The sequence below is a fragment of the Pseudomonas sp. NCCP-436 genome (genome assembly GCF_019656335.1).
GTDB lineage: Bacteria > Pseudomonadota > Gammaproteobacteria > Pseudomonadales > Pseudomonadaceae > Aquipseudomonas.
Genome location: NZ_BPLZ01000021.1, coordinates 33,600 through 48,001, shown reverse-complemented (window position 1 = coordinate 48,001; position 14,402 = coordinate 33,600). Strand labels below are relative to the sequence as shown.

The 14,402-nt window shown below is 61.7% G+C and carries 15 protein-coding genes; 5 read left to right on the top strand and 10 right to left on the bottom strand.

Features of this window, described 5'->3' with window-relative positions; translation table 11 throughout:
* Positions 1-210: 210 nt before the first annotated feature.
* The 3 genes from NCCP436_RS16650 to dapA all read right to left on the bottom strand — a co-directional run bounded on the left by NCCP436_RS16650 (position 211) and on the right by dapA (position 3,181).
* Positions 211-1,080: a phosphoribosylaminoimidazolesuccinocarboxamide synthase gene (locus NCCP436_RS16650; protein ID WP_220805084.1), complete on the bottom strand. Its 870-nt coding sequence runs from the start codon at positions 1,078-1,080 to the stop codon at positions 211-213.
* Positions 1,081-1,169: 89 nt separating this feature from the next.
* Complete coding sequence (gene bamC / locus NCCP436_RS16645) at positions 1,170-2,285, bottom strand: outer membrane protein assembly factor BamC (RefSeq protein WP_220805083.1); 1,116 nt, start codon at positions 2,283-2,285, stop codon at positions 1,170-1,172.
* A 17-nt stretch (positions 2,286-2,302) separates the two neighbouring features.
* Complete coding sequence (gene dapA, locus NCCP436_RS16640) at positions 2,303-3,181, bottom strand: 4-hydroxy-tetrahydrodipicolinate synthase (RefSeq protein ID WP_220805082.1); 879 nt, start codon at positions 3,179-3,181, stop codon at positions 2,303-2,305.
* A 201-nt stretch (positions 3,182-3,382) separates the two neighbouring features.
* On the opposite strand from dapA, the gene NCCP436_RS16635 reads away from it, so the two are divergent.
* Together NCCP436_RS16635 and NCCP436_RS16630 are read left to right on the top strand one after the other, a co-directional pair.
* Positions 3,383-3,940, top strand: a complete 558-nt coding sequence (locus NCCP436_RS16635; RefSeq protein ID WP_220805081.1) for a glycine cleavage system protein R — start codon at positions 3,383-3,385, stop codon at positions 3,938-3,940.
* Positions 3,941-4,009: 69 nt separating this feature from the next.
* Complete coding sequence (locus NCCP436_RS16630) at positions 4,010-4,483, top strand: peroxiredoxin (RefSeq protein ID WP_220805080.1); 474 nt, start codon at positions 4,010-4,012, stop codon at positions 4,481-4,483.
* 63 nt (positions 4,484-4,546) lie between these two features.
* On the opposite strand, the gene cysK is transcribed toward NCCP436_RS16630, so the two are convergent.
* Positions 4,547-5,518 carry a cysteine synthase A gene (gene cysK / locus NCCP436_RS16625; protein ID WP_220805079.1) on the bottom strand — a complete coding sequence of 324 codons (972 nt, stop codon included), beginning with the start codon at positions 5,516-5,518 and terminating at the stop codon, positions 4,547-4,549.
* A gap of 295 nt (positions 5,519-5,813) precedes the next feature.
* On the opposite strand from cysK, the gene NCCP436_RS16620 reads away from it, so the two are divergent.
* Complete coding sequence (locus NCCP436_RS16620; protein WP_220805078.1) at positions 5,814-6,659, top strand: MoxR family ATPase; 846 nt, start codon at positions 5,814-5,816, stop codon at positions 6,657-6,659.
* A 135-nt stretch (positions 6,660-6,794) separates the two neighbouring features.
* On the top strand, positions 6,795-7,973 hold the full coding sequence (locus NCCP436_RS16615; RefSeq protein WP_220805077.1) for a VWA domain-containing protein: 1,179 nt from the start codon (positions 6,795-6,797) through the stop codon (positions 7,971-7,973).
* A gap of 53 nt (positions 7,974-8,026) precedes the next feature.
* On the opposite strand, the gene NCCP436_RS16610 is transcribed toward NCCP436_RS16615, so the two are convergent.
* The 3 genes from NCCP436_RS16610 to NCCP436_RS16600 form a co-directional block, all read right to left on the bottom strand.
* On the bottom strand, positions 8,027-8,551 hold the full coding sequence (locus NCCP436_RS16610) for a DUF2937 family protein (RefSeq protein WP_220805076.1): 525 nt from the start codon (positions 8,549-8,551) through the stop codon (positions 8,027-8,029).
* Position 8,552: 1 nt separating this feature from the next.
* Positions 8,553-9,326 (bottom strand): class II glutamine amidotransferase, encoded by a 774-nt coding sequence (locus NCCP436_RS16605; protein ID WP_220805075.1) that lies wholly within the window; start codon positions 9,324-9,326, stop codon positions 8,553-8,555.
* Positions 9,327-9,475: 149 nt separating this feature from the next.
* Positions 9,476-9,898 (bottom strand): MFS transporter, encoded by a 423-nt coding sequence (locus NCCP436_RS16600; protein ID WP_220805089.1) that lies wholly within the window; start codon positions 9,896-9,898, stop codon positions 9,476-9,478.
* 188 nt (positions 9,899-10,086) lie between these two features.
* On the opposite strand from NCCP436_RS16600, the gene NCCP436_RS16595 reads away from it, so the two are divergent.
* Positions 10,087-12,132: a S9 family peptidase gene (locus NCCP436_RS16595; RefSeq protein ID WP_220805074.1), complete on the top strand. Its 2,046-nt coding sequence runs from the start codon at positions 10,087-10,089 to the stop codon at positions 12,130-12,132.
* A 14-nt stretch (positions 12,133-12,146) separates the two neighbouring features.
* On the opposite strand, the gene NCCP436_RS16590 is transcribed toward NCCP436_RS16595, so the two are convergent.
* The 3 genes from NCCP436_RS16590 to NCCP436_RS16580 form a co-directional block, all read right to left on the bottom strand.
* Complete coding sequence (locus NCCP436_RS16590; RefSeq protein ID WP_220805073.1) at positions 12,147-12,452, bottom strand: hypothetical protein; 306 nt, start codon at positions 12,450-12,452, stop codon at positions 12,147-12,149.
* 86 nt (positions 12,453-12,538) lie between these two features.
* On the bottom strand, positions 12,539-13,774 hold the full coding sequence (locus NCCP436_RS16585; RefSeq protein ID WP_220805088.1) for a hypothetical protein: 1,236 nt from the start codon (positions 13,772-13,774) through the stop codon (positions 12,539-12,541).
* Positions 13,775-13,875: 101 nt separating this feature from the next.
* The gene (locus tag NCCP436_RS16580; protein WP_220805072.1) at positions 13,876-14,325 is read right to left on the bottom strand and encodes a YcgN family cysteine cluster protein; all 450 of its coding nucleotides are present in this window, start codon (positions 14,323-14,325) and stop codon (positions 13,876-13,878) included.
* Positions 14,326-14,402: the final 77 nt, after the last annotated feature.

Here is a 14,402-nt window from a genome sequence, read left to right as displayed (position 1 = left end):
AGCGGCAACATCAGGAACTGGGTGCTGGCACCAATCGTGTGCCTGAACCCGGAGCGGGAAGCGGTACTGCAGCAAACATCAAAGGCAGCGTGATACGCTCACGCGACAACTACCTTGAAAATCGCCGGGGGGAAACTCTCCCGTCCCAGGACATAAAACGCCGCGCTCCCCTCAGGGAGCGCGGCGTTGTTGTTTTGCAGGTGCCTACACTTATTCGGTCAGACGTGTCAGCGCTTCGCGATACTTGTCGGCGGTCTTCTGCGCTACATCGGCCGGTACGGCCGGGGCCGGGGGTTGTTTGTTCCAGCCGGTGGACTCCAGCCAGTCACGCACGAACTGTTTGTCGAAACTCGGCGGGTTGGTGCCTTCAACATAGCTGTCGGCCGGCCAGAAGCGGCTGGAGTCAGGAGTTAGCACTTCGTCCATCAGGGTCAGGGTGCCGTCTTCGTCCAGGCCGAATTCGAACTTGGTGTCGGCGATGATGATGCCGCGGGTAGCGGCGTATTCCACAGCCGTGGTGTACAGCTTGATCGCCGTGTCACGAACTTTGGCGGCCAGTTCGGCGCCAATGATGGCTTCGCACTGCTCGAAGCTGATGTTCTCGTCATGGTCGCCAACGGCAGCCTTGGTCGACGGCGTGAAGATCGGCTGTGGCAGCTTGGCCGCTTCCTTCAGGCCAGCCGGCAAGGCGATGCCGCACACAGTGCCGCTCTTCTGGTATTCCTTCCAGCCGGAACCAACAATATAGCCACGTACGATGGCTTCGACGGCTACCGGCTTGAGGCGCTTGGCAACGACAGCCCGACCTTCCACCAACGGCAGTTCGGCAGCAGGCACGACGTCCTCCACACGGTCACCGGTGAAATGGTTGGGCACGATGTGCGCCAGCTTGTCGAACCAGAAGTTGGAGATGGCGGTGAGGATCTTGCCCTTGTCCGGAATCGGCTGTTCAAGAATCACGTCAAATGCCGACAGGCGATCGCTGGCCACCATCAGCATGCGCTTGTCGTCGATTTCGTAGAGGTCGCGAACCTTGCCCGAGTAGATTTTCTTGAAGCTCAGGGTGGTGGGTGTGCTCATGTCGGCATTTCCGTTTCTGGCAAACAAAACAGGCGAAACCCTTTAGAGTTTCGCCCATCGAGTGACGGCTCAGGCACGCGTTGCGCCGATCAGCCGAGGTTGTCCTGGATCAGGCCCAGTACACGGCGGGCAACGTCGTCCGGGGCGACGGTGTTGAGATCCTTTTCAACGGTAACCTGGACGCCATCGCCCACTGGGGTCAGACGAATCTGGTAGCGCTCGGCACGGGCTTCACGCTCTTCCTTGCTCGGCTCGCTGCCGAATAGCCGGCTGAAGAAGCCCGGCTTCTGCTCATTGCTGCGAGCCCCTTCGGCCAAGTTGATGTAGTAGAGACCGAGGCTACGGTTGAGGTCATCAACCCGAACATCGGCCAGCTCCAGCGAACGACCGACGCCGGACCAGGCACGATCAAAGTCGGCCCCCAGGTTGAGTACCGGGTTACCACTGCCATCCTCGCTCAGGCTGACGCGGCTGGGAGCGTCGAAGTCGCGGGCAGCGAGCAGGGAAACCGAGCCGCCCTGCTCCCGGGCCATACTGACCAGCATTTCATCGAGCAGCGCTGCTTCCAGGCCGGCATTACCTCCACGCGCAGCGAATCCGACCTCACTCACGCTGCCAGCTGGGCGCTCGGCACTGCTGATAAAGATTTCGCTGGTATTGCGCTGCACGCCCGGCTCAATGCGCACGCGCACCCGGGTTTCACTATCGGCGGCGACTCCGGATATCCGGCTGCTCAAACTGCGTGCCATGCGTGAGGAAAGCTCGTCGTAGCGCTGCCAGGCGGTGGTGAACTCACCGACTTGCGGGCGCTCGCCGTCAATGCGAAAACCATTGGCTTCGAAGAACTGACGGGCCAGAGGCCAGACTTCCGCCGGAACACGTTGCGCCACGATCCAGCTCGAGTCACCACTGCGCTGCAGGCTGAACTCGCGTTCGTCGGCACGCACCTGCATGGCCAGCGGACGCGGCGCCTCGAACTTGCCGTGCACTTCGCCAAGGCTGGGAATCTGCGCCGGAATCGGCAGCAGCGGATCCAGGCGCTTGGCCTGCACGTCGGCAGGCAAGTGCATCGGCGCGGTTTCGCGCGCTTCGAGGTAATCACTGCCGCGATCACGGAAATAGCCATCCGAGCCCCAGAGCCAGCCGCAACCGCTGGTGCTGGAGACGATCAGAGCAAGGGCGGAGAATCCGGCCAGTCGCTTCATGCGTACAATCCTTAGGGTTAAGCCAGTACACCGCACTGGCGCATGGCCTGGCGCAGCGGTTCGTGACAGCGCGGGCTGAGCCAGGTCAGCGGCAGGCGGATGCCGTCGCCCATCAGACCCATCTCGTGCAGCGCCCACTTCACCGGAATCGGGTTGGATTCGAGGAACAGCGCCTTATGCAGCGGCATCAGACGATCGTTGATGGCCCGGGCAATGGCGGCCTCACCGCGTACCGCAGCGGCACACAGCTCGCTCATGGCGCGCGGAGCGACGTTGGCTGTTACCGAGATGTTTCCCTTGCCACCCAGCAGCATCAGCTCGACAGCCGTGGCGTCGTCGCCGGAGTAAACGAGGAAGTCTTTGCCGACACGATCCAGCACATCCTTGGCACGCTGCAGATCGCCGGTGGCTTCCTTGATGCCAAGGATGTTGTCGATCTTCGACAGGCGCTCGACGGTTTCCGGAAGCATGTCGCAGACGGTGCGCCCTGGCACGTTGTAGAGAATTTGAGGAATGGCCACCGCTTCGGCGATATGACGGAAATGCTGGTACAAGCCTTCCTGGGTCGGCTTGTTGTAGTACGGGGTCACCAGCAGACAGGCGTCGGCACCGACCTCCTTCGCCGCCCGGGTCAGCTCCACCGACTCACGAGTGGAGTTGCCGCCAGTACCGGCGATCACCGGAATACGCCCGGCCACCTGATCCACCACACGCCGGATGACTTCGATATGTTCCTCAACGTCCAGCGTGGCGGACTCACCCGTAGTGCCGACCGCGACAATGGCGTTGGTGCCCTCTTGCAGGTGGAAATCCACCAGTCTGCTCAGGGCTTCCCAATCCAGACCACCCTGCGCGTCCATGGGCGTAACCAGTGCCACCATACTGCCCGCAATCATGCAACCACTCCTGCCGGAAAAATTGAGCCGTAATGGTACTGGGGCCACCTGTCCGGCACAAGCAACTGAAGGCCCCGAACGAAGCAGAAACAACAGCTCTCCGGCACCCGCCATTCCACTTGACGGCGCTTTTCGCTACCCTCTCGCATTTGGTCCGTTAGATTCCGGACGCAGACCGCTCATTGCTGTTAGGAAAGCTGCATGTCCACCCCTCCCGTTCGCGAACAGTTTCTCGTCATCAGCGCTCTTGGCCGTGATGCCATGGCTCTGACCAACCTGCTCAGCCGTGCCAGCCACGAGAATCGCTGTGCTGTGGTCAGCACCCGGCTGAGCCGCCACGGCGAGTTCAGCGCACTGGTGCTGCAAGTATCCGGTAGCTGGGACGCGCTGGCGCGTCTTGAGTCCAGCCTGCCGCTACTGGCCAAGCGCCATGACTTTTCCGTGCATCTGATTCGCAGTGCCGTGGCCGATGCCCGACCGCAGGCGCTCCCGTACGTCGCCTATGTCAGCGCGGTGTATCGCCCGGACATCCTCAACGAGCTGTGTCAGTTCTTCATTGATCACAGGGTCGAACTAGAGAACCTGACCTGTGATACCTACCAGGCACCGCAAACCGGCGGCACCATGCTCAACGCCACACTGACCGTAACGCTTCCGCCGGGCACCCAGATCAGTTGGCTGCGCGACCAATTTCTGGACTTCGCCGATGCGCTCAACCTGGATGCGCTGATCGAACCCTGGCGCCCACAAACTCCCTAAAAGCCGTTACAGCAAGGCTTGCCGGCACGCTGGCAGGCTTCGCCGGTCTGCACTGTTCAAGGAGCCTCCATGGCCGTAACTCTCGACCATCCCGTTGCTGACTTCCAGGCCCAGGCCACCAGCGGCCAACTGGTGAAGCTGTCCGAACTCAGAGGGCAGCAGGTAGTACTGTACTTCTATCCCAAAGACTCCACCCCCGGCTGTACTACCGAAGGTCTGGACTTCCGTGCCCGCTTCGCGCAGTTTCAGGCCGCCAATACCCTGATCTTCGGCGTATCGATGGACAGTCTGAAGAAGCACGAGAACTTCAAGTGCAAGCAGGACTTTCCCTTCGAGCTGATCAGCGACGACTCGCACGAGCTGTGCGATCTGTTCGGCGTCTATCAGTTGAAGAAAAACTACGGCAAGGAATACATGGGGATCGTGCGCAGCACCTTCCTCATCGATAAGGACGGCGTGCTGCGCGCCGAATGGCGCAATGTGAAGGTAGCAGGCCACGTCGACAAGGTACTGGCCGCCGCCGAGGCGCTACATCGTGGCTGATGGAATAGGGCCAGGCTGACAGCACCCGCAACCTGAGAGCTGCGGGCGCCATGGTACTGCTGTTTACTGCTGCAATTCCTGCTCGGTGAACAGGCCGTCGAACAGCATGGTGCTCAGGTAACGCTCGCCGGAGTCCGGCAGGATCACCACGATGGTCTTGCCCTGCATTTCCGGCTTCTCGGCCAGGCGTACTGCAGCCGCCATCGCCGCACCACAGGAAATACCGCAGAGGATCCCCTCTTCGCGCATCAGCCGCAGGGCCATGGCCCGGGCTTCGTCGTCGCCGACCTGCTCGACCCGATCAATCAGCGACAGATCCAGATTCTTCGGCACAAAACCAGCGCCGATACCTTGGATCTTGTGCGGTGCCGGCTTGACCTCTTCGCCGGCCAGAGTCTGACTGATCACCGGTGAACCCACTGGTTCCACCGCCACGGAAAGAATAGGTTTGCCCTGGGTCTGCTTGATGAAACGCGACACACCAGTAATGGTGCCGCCAGTACCGACACCGGCAACCAGCACGTCGATGGCCCCTTCAGTATCACGCCAGATCTCCGGGCCGGTGGTCTTCTCGTGAATCGCCGGATTGGCCGGGTTGTCGAATTGCTGCGGCAGGTAATAGTCGGGATTGGCCGCGGCCAGTTCACTGGCCTTCTCAATGGCTCCTTTCATCCCCTTGGCCGGTTCGGTCAGCACCAGTTCGGCACCAAGCGCCTTGAGCACTTTGCGCCGCTCCAGGCTCATGGAGGCCGGCATGGTCAGCACCAGCTTGTAGCCACGAGCAGCAGCGACGAAGGCAAGGCCAATTCCGGTGTTGCCAGAAGTAGGCTCGATAATCGTCATGCCCGGCTTAAGAACACCACGCTCCTCGGCATCCCAGATCATGTTGGCACCGATACGGCACTTGACCGAATAGGCCGGGTTGCGCCCCTCAATCTTGGCCAGGATGGTCACGCCTTTGGGTCCCAGACGGTTGATCATTACCAGCGGCGTATTGCCAATGGCCTGGGAGTTGTCAGCGAAGATACGGCTCATGGTTCTTTCCTTAAAGCGGATCGGCAGCGGGAAAAGACATCAGCCTAAGCCCGAGAGCGGCAGCAGTCCAGCCGAACAGCCACGCCTGGCAGCAAACCGGCCATCAGACACTACGCCGGAGAAGGTCGATAGAACGACGCCAGGCTTAGTCATGCAGGCGCTGAAACGGGTGACCGACCATTCAGTGACTGAATGGCACGCCTGCGTTCACAGTCGCCAGCACGGCGCGCTATAGTCGCGCTCTGAATTTCTGCTGCGGGCCGGCCCCGCGCGTTACCGTTCCGAGGATTTTCCAATGAAGTTCGAAGGCACCCAGTCCTACGTCGCCACTGACGACCTCAAGCTCGCGGTCAACGCCGCCATCACCCTGCAGCGCCCGCTGCTGGTCAAGGGTGAACCGGGCACCGGCAAGACCATGCTGGCCGAGCAGCTGGCCGACGCCTTCGGCGCCAAGTTGATCACCTGGCACATCAAATCCACCACCAAGGCACATCAGGGGCTATACGAGTATGACGCGGTCAGCCGCCTGCGCGACTCGCAACTGAACTCGGAAAAGGTTCACGACGTTCGCAACTACATCAAGAAGGGCAAGCTGTGGGAGGCGTTCGAATCCGACGAGCGCGTGATCCTGCTGATCGACGAGATCGACAAGGCCGACATCGAATTCCCCAACGACCTGCTGCAGGAACTCGACAAGATGGAGTTCTACGTCTACGAAACCAACGAGACCATCAAGGCCAAGCAGCGTCCGATCATCATCATCACCTCGAACAACGAGAAGGAATTGCCGGACGCCTTCCTGCGCCGCTGTTTCTTCCACTACATCGCCTTCCCGGATCGCGAGACGCTGAAGAAAATCGTCGACGTGCACTACCCCAACATCAGCGCTGAACTGGTCTCCGAGGCACTCGACGTATTCTTCGACGTGCGCAAGGTACCAGGGCTGAAGAAAAAGCCTTCCACCAGCGAACTGGTCGACTGGCTCAAGCTGCTGATGGCCGACAACATCGGCGAGGCCGTACTGCGCGAGCGTGACCCGACCAAGGCTATCCCGCCACTGGCCGGTGCTCTGGTGAAGAACGAGCAGGATGTGCAGCTGCTCGAGCGCCTGGCCTTCATGGCCCGCCGCGCCTCGCGCTGAAAATCAGGCGCGGCGACCAGGCTGCGTTGAGAGCAGGCTCGCAGTGCTCTCGCCTTGCCTGACTCTAGCTCGCATTCCCTTCCTCTGGTTCGGACAGTGGCTACAGGCAGTCACAGACTTCTATGAGGGCATAGCATGCTACTCAATTTGTTCAACGAAATGCGCGCAGCCAAGGTGCCGGTATCGGTGCGCGAGCTGCTCGACCTGATCAACGCGCTCAAGCACAACGTCGTGTTCGCCGACATGGACGAGTTCTACTACCTCGCCCGTGCGATTCTGGTAAAGGACGAACGCCACTTCGACAAGTTCGACCGTGCTTTCGGCGCCTACTTCAAGGGCCTGGAGAACCTCAACGAACATCTTGAGGCGCTGATTCCCGAAGAATGGCTGCGCAAGGAGTTCGAACGCCACCTGACTGAGGTAGAGCGCGCACAAATTCAGAGCCTCGGCGGCCTGGACAAACTGATCGAGGAATTCAAGAAGCGCCTCGAGGAGCAGAAGGAGAAACACTCAGGCGGCAACAAGTGGATCGGCACCGGCGGTACCAGCCCGTTCGGCTCCGGCGGCTACAACCCCGAGGGCATTCGCATCGGCGATGCCGGCAAACGCCAGGGCCGGGCGGTTAAGGTCTGGGATCAGCGTGAATACAAGAATCTCGACGATCAGGTAGAACTGGGCACCCGCAACATCAAGATCGCCCTGCGCCGCTTGCGCAAGTTCGCCCGCGAGGGCGCGGCCGAGGAACTGGATCTGGACGGCACCATCGACCATACCGCGAGGGATGGCGGCCTGCTCAACATCCAGATGCGTCCGGAACGACGCAACACGGTGAAGCTGCTTCTGCTGCTGGACATAGGCGGCTCGATGGATGCCCACGTCAAGGTTTGTGAGGAACTGTTTTCCGCCTGCAAAACCGAGTTCAAGCACCTGGAGTACTTCTACTTCCACAACTTCATTTACGAAAGCGTATGGAAAAACAATCTGCGTCGCACCAGCGAGCGCACCTCCACCCTCGACCTGCTGCACAAGTACGGCGCCGACTACAAGGTGGTATTCGTCGGTGATGCCGCCATGGCGCCTTACGAGATAACCCAGCCCGGCGGCAGCGTCGAGCACTGGAACGAGGAAGCCGGCTACGTCTGGATGAGGCGCTTTACCGAGAAGTTCAAGAAACTCATCTGGATCAACCCTTATCCGCGACAGACCTGGGACTACACGGCCTCCACCGGACTGGTGCGCGAGCTGATAGAAGATCGCATGTATCCGCTGACCCTGCAGGGGTTGGAGGAAGGCATGCGCTATCTGTCCAAGTAACCACAAGCGGAAACGAAACCGCCGTGATCATCGCGGCGTTTGTCCGTGCAGACTCAGTTCCAGTGCCGCTGCCGGACACGTCGGGTACGCCCAGCGCCCAACAGCTCGCCGGCGAGCAGCAATAGCGACTCCAGCAACCAGGCCAGCAGCAGCGCTCCACACAGACCCCAGAGAATCGCCTGCGGTGTCAGCAGTACCTGATAGCGGAAGGCTCGCAGGGTTTCATCCAGCAACTGCCGGTCAGCAGCACTGACCAGGTGCCAGACTTGACGGTACCAGGCACCCTGCATTGCCAGCCATTCGCGCTCGAGCAGGGCCGCGCGCTGCACCAGGTATTCGATGCTCTGGGCGTCGCTGCGCATTACCGGATCAACGCTGGCCCAGTAGTGCGCCACCAGTGCCTGCAGATCACCATCGAAGAAGCGTCCGGCGGTTTCGGCAAAGCCCTCCAGACTCTGCTGCGATTCGATACGATGGGCCTCCACCCGCTTGGCGTAGTCGTCGATAAAAGCGGGGACCTGCACTCCAATCAACAGGCCGCAGGCGAACAGCACAAGTCGCAGATAACTGCGCAACATCTCAGGCCCGCCCATGGGCGAGGCACTCGCCACGCCGCCAAAGCCGCCATTCTCCTGGCTGGTACAGCGACCACTGCTCGTTCTCGGTCAGAGGCTCGGTAGCGATCACCGTGACCACGTCATCAGGTGTGGTTTCCGCCTGAAAATCCACCTTCAGATCGGCGTCCTTGAGCTGCGCCGGACCGAATGGCGCACGCCGGGTGATATGCGCCAGCTTGCTGCTACAGAAACTGAACAGCCAGTCTCCGTCACTAAGCAGGCAATTGAATACGCCCAGTTGGCGGTAGCTGGAACAGGCCGCTACCAGCACAGGCAACAGCATCTCCACAGATACAGGCTCGGGGAAGGCTCGGCGCACGCGGTTGAGCAGATCGCAGAAGGCCGCCTCGCTGTCGGTATCGCCGACTGGCCGGTAGAAGCTGGTAGCGCCTTCGAGTCCTGCCAACTGGCCATTGTGGGCAAAGCACCAGTTGCGCCCCCACAGTTCGCGCACAAAGGGATGAGTGTTGGCCAGACAAACCTTGCCGACGTTGGCCTGACGGATGTGGCCGATCACTACCTCGCTCTTGATCGGATAGCGCTGCACCAGTTGCGCCACCTCAGACTCGCTGCTTGCCCGCGGATCCTGAAACACGCGTAGCCCCCGCCCTTCGTAGAAGCCGATGCCCCATCCGTCTCGATGCGGGCCGGTACGTCCGCCACGCTGCATCAGCCCGGTAAAGCTGAAAACGATATCGGTAGGAACATTGGCGCTCATGCCGAGCAATTCGCACATCGGGTCAGGTCTCCTTGCCTGGAACAAGCGGGTACGGTGTTTCAGCCAGGCTGCATGCCATGCTGGTCACGGGCCTTCTTTAGGGTGATGGCAGCATGCTGACCCGGCAAGCCCCGGGCCGCAAGGGGTCAGAGGCGTGGTTCCAGGCGTCAGCCGGGCATATCATCGTCTGCCAGGCGCTCGCGCAGAGTACGAGGATCCTCCGGCACGGCTGGCTTCACAGCCCTGCGTCCACGCCACCAACGCTCAATGGGCCAGCGCACGGCCACGAATACCAGATAGACACCCAAAGCAATCAACCCATAGAGAGCCAGATCCGCCACCGCCCGCCAGGCGTTATTACCAACCTTGAGCAAAAGATCCATGGCAGTAACGGCAATGGCCGGCGCAAACAACTCGCGCGCAGGATCAACAATGGTTGGACTCAGCAGCAACACCGCCATCAGTACCCGCAGCGGTTCGCGCAGGTAGCGCCACATCCAGCGGGTCATACGCATCCACACCAGCAGACAACCCAACGCGGCCACTCCATAGGCGGCCCAGGCAAGCACATAATCGTTTTCGTTCATCATCAGCAGGTGCGACATGGCAGGTCTGGCAAAAGGATGCTTATGATAGCGGCTTTTATCCGGCTCGGCGCCCCTGCCGGGCACTTCCGCAAAGACGGCGGGGCACGCTGCAGGCTCAAGGCCTGCAAGCAATGTCTTTACCATCGGTCGGTAGTGTCCGGGCGTCGCTGCGCCCACACTGGAGTTGCACCATGACCGCTGCCCCCCTCGCCCGCCAGGAAGCCGGCACCGATCCATATCGCTGGCTGGAAAATCGCGACACCGATGAAGTACTGGCTTATCTGCAGGCGGAGAATGCCTACCTGGAGGCCGTGCTGGAACCACAGAAAGCGTTGCGCGAGGCGCTTTTCGAGGAAATCCGGGGGCGCCTCCGCGAGACCGACCTGTCGCTGCCTACCCCCTGGGGCGACTACCTCTACTACCAACGCACCACTGCCGGCGACGAGTACCCGCGTCACTATCGCTGCCGTCGACCGGCCGACGACACGCTGGAGATCGACAGTGCCAGCGAAACTCTGCTGCTCGACCCCAATGCACTGGCCGGCAACGGCTATCTGGCCATCGGCGCCTTCAACATCAGCCCGGATCAGCGGCGCCTGGCCTACAGCCTCGACAACAGCGGCGACGAGACCTACCGCCTGTACGTCAAGGAGCTGGACAGCGGCCTGGTCAGCGAACTGCCCTTCGAACGCTGCGACGGCAGCATGACCTGGGCCAACGACAGCCAGACACTGTTTTTCGGCGAACTGGACGACACCCACCGTCCCCATAGACTGTACCGCCACCGCCTGGGCAGCGAAGGGGCCGAATTGGTATTTGAGGAAGGCGACGGTCGCTTCTTCCTGCACTGCTATCGTTCCAGCTCCGAGCGCCAACTGATCCTGCAACTGGGTAGCAAGACCACCAGCGAAGTCTGGGTGCTTGATGCCGATCAGCCGCAGGGCAACTTCACCTGCCTGGCTCAGCGCCTGGAAGGCCACGAGTACGATGCCGATCACGGCATGCTCGATGGACAGTGGTGCTGGCTGATCCGCAGCAACCTGTGCGGTATCAACTTCGCACTGTATCGCGCGCCGGAAGAAACTCCGCAGCGCCCCTACTGGCAGCAGATTCGCGCCCATAACGAACAGGTAATGCTCGAAGGCGTGACCCTGAAGCAGCACGCCCTGGTACTCTCCCTGCGCGAAGGTGGCCTGCCGGTACTGGAGGTTCAGCCGCAAGGCGCCGCGACCTACCGCGTGCGACTGCCGGACGCGGCCTACAGCCTCTACATTCAGGACAGCCTGGAATTTCACAGCGAAGCGATCCGCCTGCGTTACGAGGCGCTGGGCCGCCCCGCGCAGGTTCGCCAGCTGACACTGGCAAGCGGCGAGCAGCAGGTGCTCAAACAAACACCGGTGGAAGGCCCGTTCGACGCCGAGGCCTACGAAAGCCGCCGTCTCTGGGCCACCAGCAGCGACGGCAGCCAGGTGCCGATCAGCCTGGTGGCACGCCGCGAGGTGTTCGCCGCCGGCACACCGGCACCCTTGTACCTGTACGGCTACGGAGCCTATGGCAGCAGCCTCGACCCCTGGTTCTCCCATGCCCGCCTAAGCCTGCTTGAGCGCGGCTTTATCTTCGCCATCGCCCACGTCCGTGGCGGTGGCGAAATGGGTGAGGACTGGTACCGTGCCGGCAAAATGGAGCACAAGCAGAACACCTTCGACGACTTTATCGCCTGCGCCGAACAGTTGATTGCCGACGGCCTGACCAATCCGGCACAACTGGCCATCAGTGGCGGCAGCGCCGGCGGCCTGCTGATTGGCGCGGTACTAAACCAGCGGCCAGAGCTGTTCGCCGCTGCCATCGCCGAGGTGCCCTTCGTCGATGTGCTCAACACCATGCTCAACCCGGATCTACCGCTGACCATCACCGAGTACGACGAGTGGGGCGACCCGAATCAGCCAGACGTGTACCAACGCATCCGCGCCTATGCGCCCTACGAGAACGTGCGCGCCCAGGCCTACCCGGCCATCCTGGCCGTGGCCGGTTACAACGACAGTCGCGTGCAGTACTGGGAAGCCGCCAAATGGGTAGCCCGACTGCGCGCCAGCAAGACCGATGACAACCTGCTACTGCTCAAGACCGATCTGGAAGCCGGACACGGCGGCATGAGCGGACGCTACCAGGGCATCCGCGATGTGGCTCTGGAGTATGCCTTCCTGTTCCGCGTGCTGGGCGTAGCGCCTGGTCACTGAGCAGCCTTCGGCGCTCAGTCCTGCCGATGCTGCGTCGGCGATCCCCGACCGTTGCGCCGCAACTGCTCCTCAAGAAGAGGCAGCGGTCGATCACCTGATACGCCTGAACGCTCATCCGGCTGAGCCGACACTGGCAACGGCGGCAACAGCGGTGTCGAACCCTGCCGCCGGATCAAGGCAGGCCCCAGTGGCTGGCCGTATGGCTGCGGCGTGGCGCTCCCTGGCGCGGCAGACGGCGGCGTGGTGATAGCCTGCTGCGCCCCGGCCAGGGGACTACAGGCACAGACAAGTAGCAGCACGGCAGAACGGGGCAGATGCATGGGTACTCCCAGACAATGACTCCTACCAGCATCAGGCAATGCCTCCGCCTGTGGCGTTCAGCCGGATCGATGAGCGATCCGCTGCCTCAACGCAGCAGACGTGTATCCAGGGTCTTGGATGGCCCGCCAATAACGTTCTCGGTAATGTCGATAAAGTCCTGTGTGCTGACCCGATCCAGGCGCATCAAGCCTCGGGTCACGTCGTCCAGTGACAGCGCGCCCTTGCCCCGGGTCTTCTGCCGAATCTCCCGGTCCAGCTCCTGCAGCAACAGAACCGCCCGGGCGGTAACCGGGCCGCTGGAGTTGTCGGTACGCAGACTGCGCACAGGCTTGCTCCAGCGGATCAGCTGCTCACGGATCTTCTGATAGCGATCTTCGCTTATGCCGCCGGCACGACGCATCAGCTCAATGGCGTAGTACTCGGCCAGCCCCTCGGCGATCCAGTCGCTGCGATCGCGGCCATAGATACGCCCAAACACATGCACCAGTTCATGCACCAGGGAACTGGTGCCGTTCTCGCTGACCAGCGGGCGATCCGAATGCATGAAATAGGAGTTGGCCGCCGACAGGCCGCCGCGCCACATCGGATCGCCCGCGCCGACAATCAGCAGCTTGCTCGGATCGCGCGGGAACACCTGCTGCATCTGCGGCCAGACGAAGGTCAGCAGGGTCATCACGTCCATACGCCGCATGCCCTCGCCCACTGGCGCGGCGATGGTGATATCGGTATCGCCCAGGCGCGTGCGCCGGGTACCCAACTTGCCAGCCAGCATCCAGCCGGTCGGGCGGTCGAAGCGGCGCTGCGGGTTGTCGATGCGGAAGCGGTTCTTGCCGATACGCGGCCAGCCGGTCTCCACGCTCTTCCAGCCCTTGGGCAGCTCGAACTGCAAGCGCGATACCAACTCGGTCTTGTCCACCTGATCCAGCGCCGCTGCCGGCACCAGATCATCACCGCGAAACAGCGCCCAGTCCGGCGTCATCCGCGCGTCATAGCGTCCGGGCTTGCGCTCGTGCTCAATGCGCACACGGTAGCTCAGACTGCTCCGCCCTTCGGCCGGCTGCCACAGGCCTCGCCCCGGGGTTTCCTGCGACCACTGACCATCAGCCTGAAAATCGCTATAGCGCCCCTCCTCCCCCAGGTTGAAATCCAGTTTGCGTACTCGCTCGCCTTTCTCCAGGGTGATGCGTACCTCGGCCTGGCCGGTTTCCGGCAAAAAGCGCACCAGATAATCAAGGTCGACCTTCTGTACTGCGGCCCAGGCCGGCAGACTCAGGCTGGCAGACAGTAGGGAGGCATACAGCGACAGACGGAACAGACGCATCATGGGTTCTCCAGAGACGGGCAGTCGGATGGCGGTATGACCCCGGTGCGAGCAGGCAATTCCGCGCACGAACACAGATTTGCCACGGGCCCGGCGCGGAATCAACCAGCGCGAAAGATCAGGTACTGCTCCCAGTCCTCTTCCGCCACACTGTCTTCACTAAGCATGCGCCCGGCCCGGGAAATACGCTCGGCATGCACCGCCTCCGGGTCGCCGCAGACCAGATGATGCCAAAGCGGCAGATCCTTGCCTTCGCTGATCAGACGATAGGCACAGGTCGGTGGCAACCAGTGAAACTGCCCAGCCTGATCCGGGGTGAGCTGGATGCAGTCCGGCACATGACGAGTGCGATTGGGATAGTCGCTGCAGCGGCAGCTCTGCAAGTCAAGCAGACGACAGGCGATGCTGGTGTAGTAGACGCTACCGTCGTCCTCATCCTCTAGCTTCTGCAGGCAGCACAGACCACAGCCATCGCACAGCGACTCCCACTCTGCCGCATCGAGCTGGTCAAGAGTCTTGCGTTTCCAGAAGGGTTCGACTTGAGCAGCCATGGCAGCAACAATCAGGGATGGTGATGGCGCGGCAGTCTAGCCGCACGGCCCGCCGAGGGAAAGCCCGCCGCTGCGGT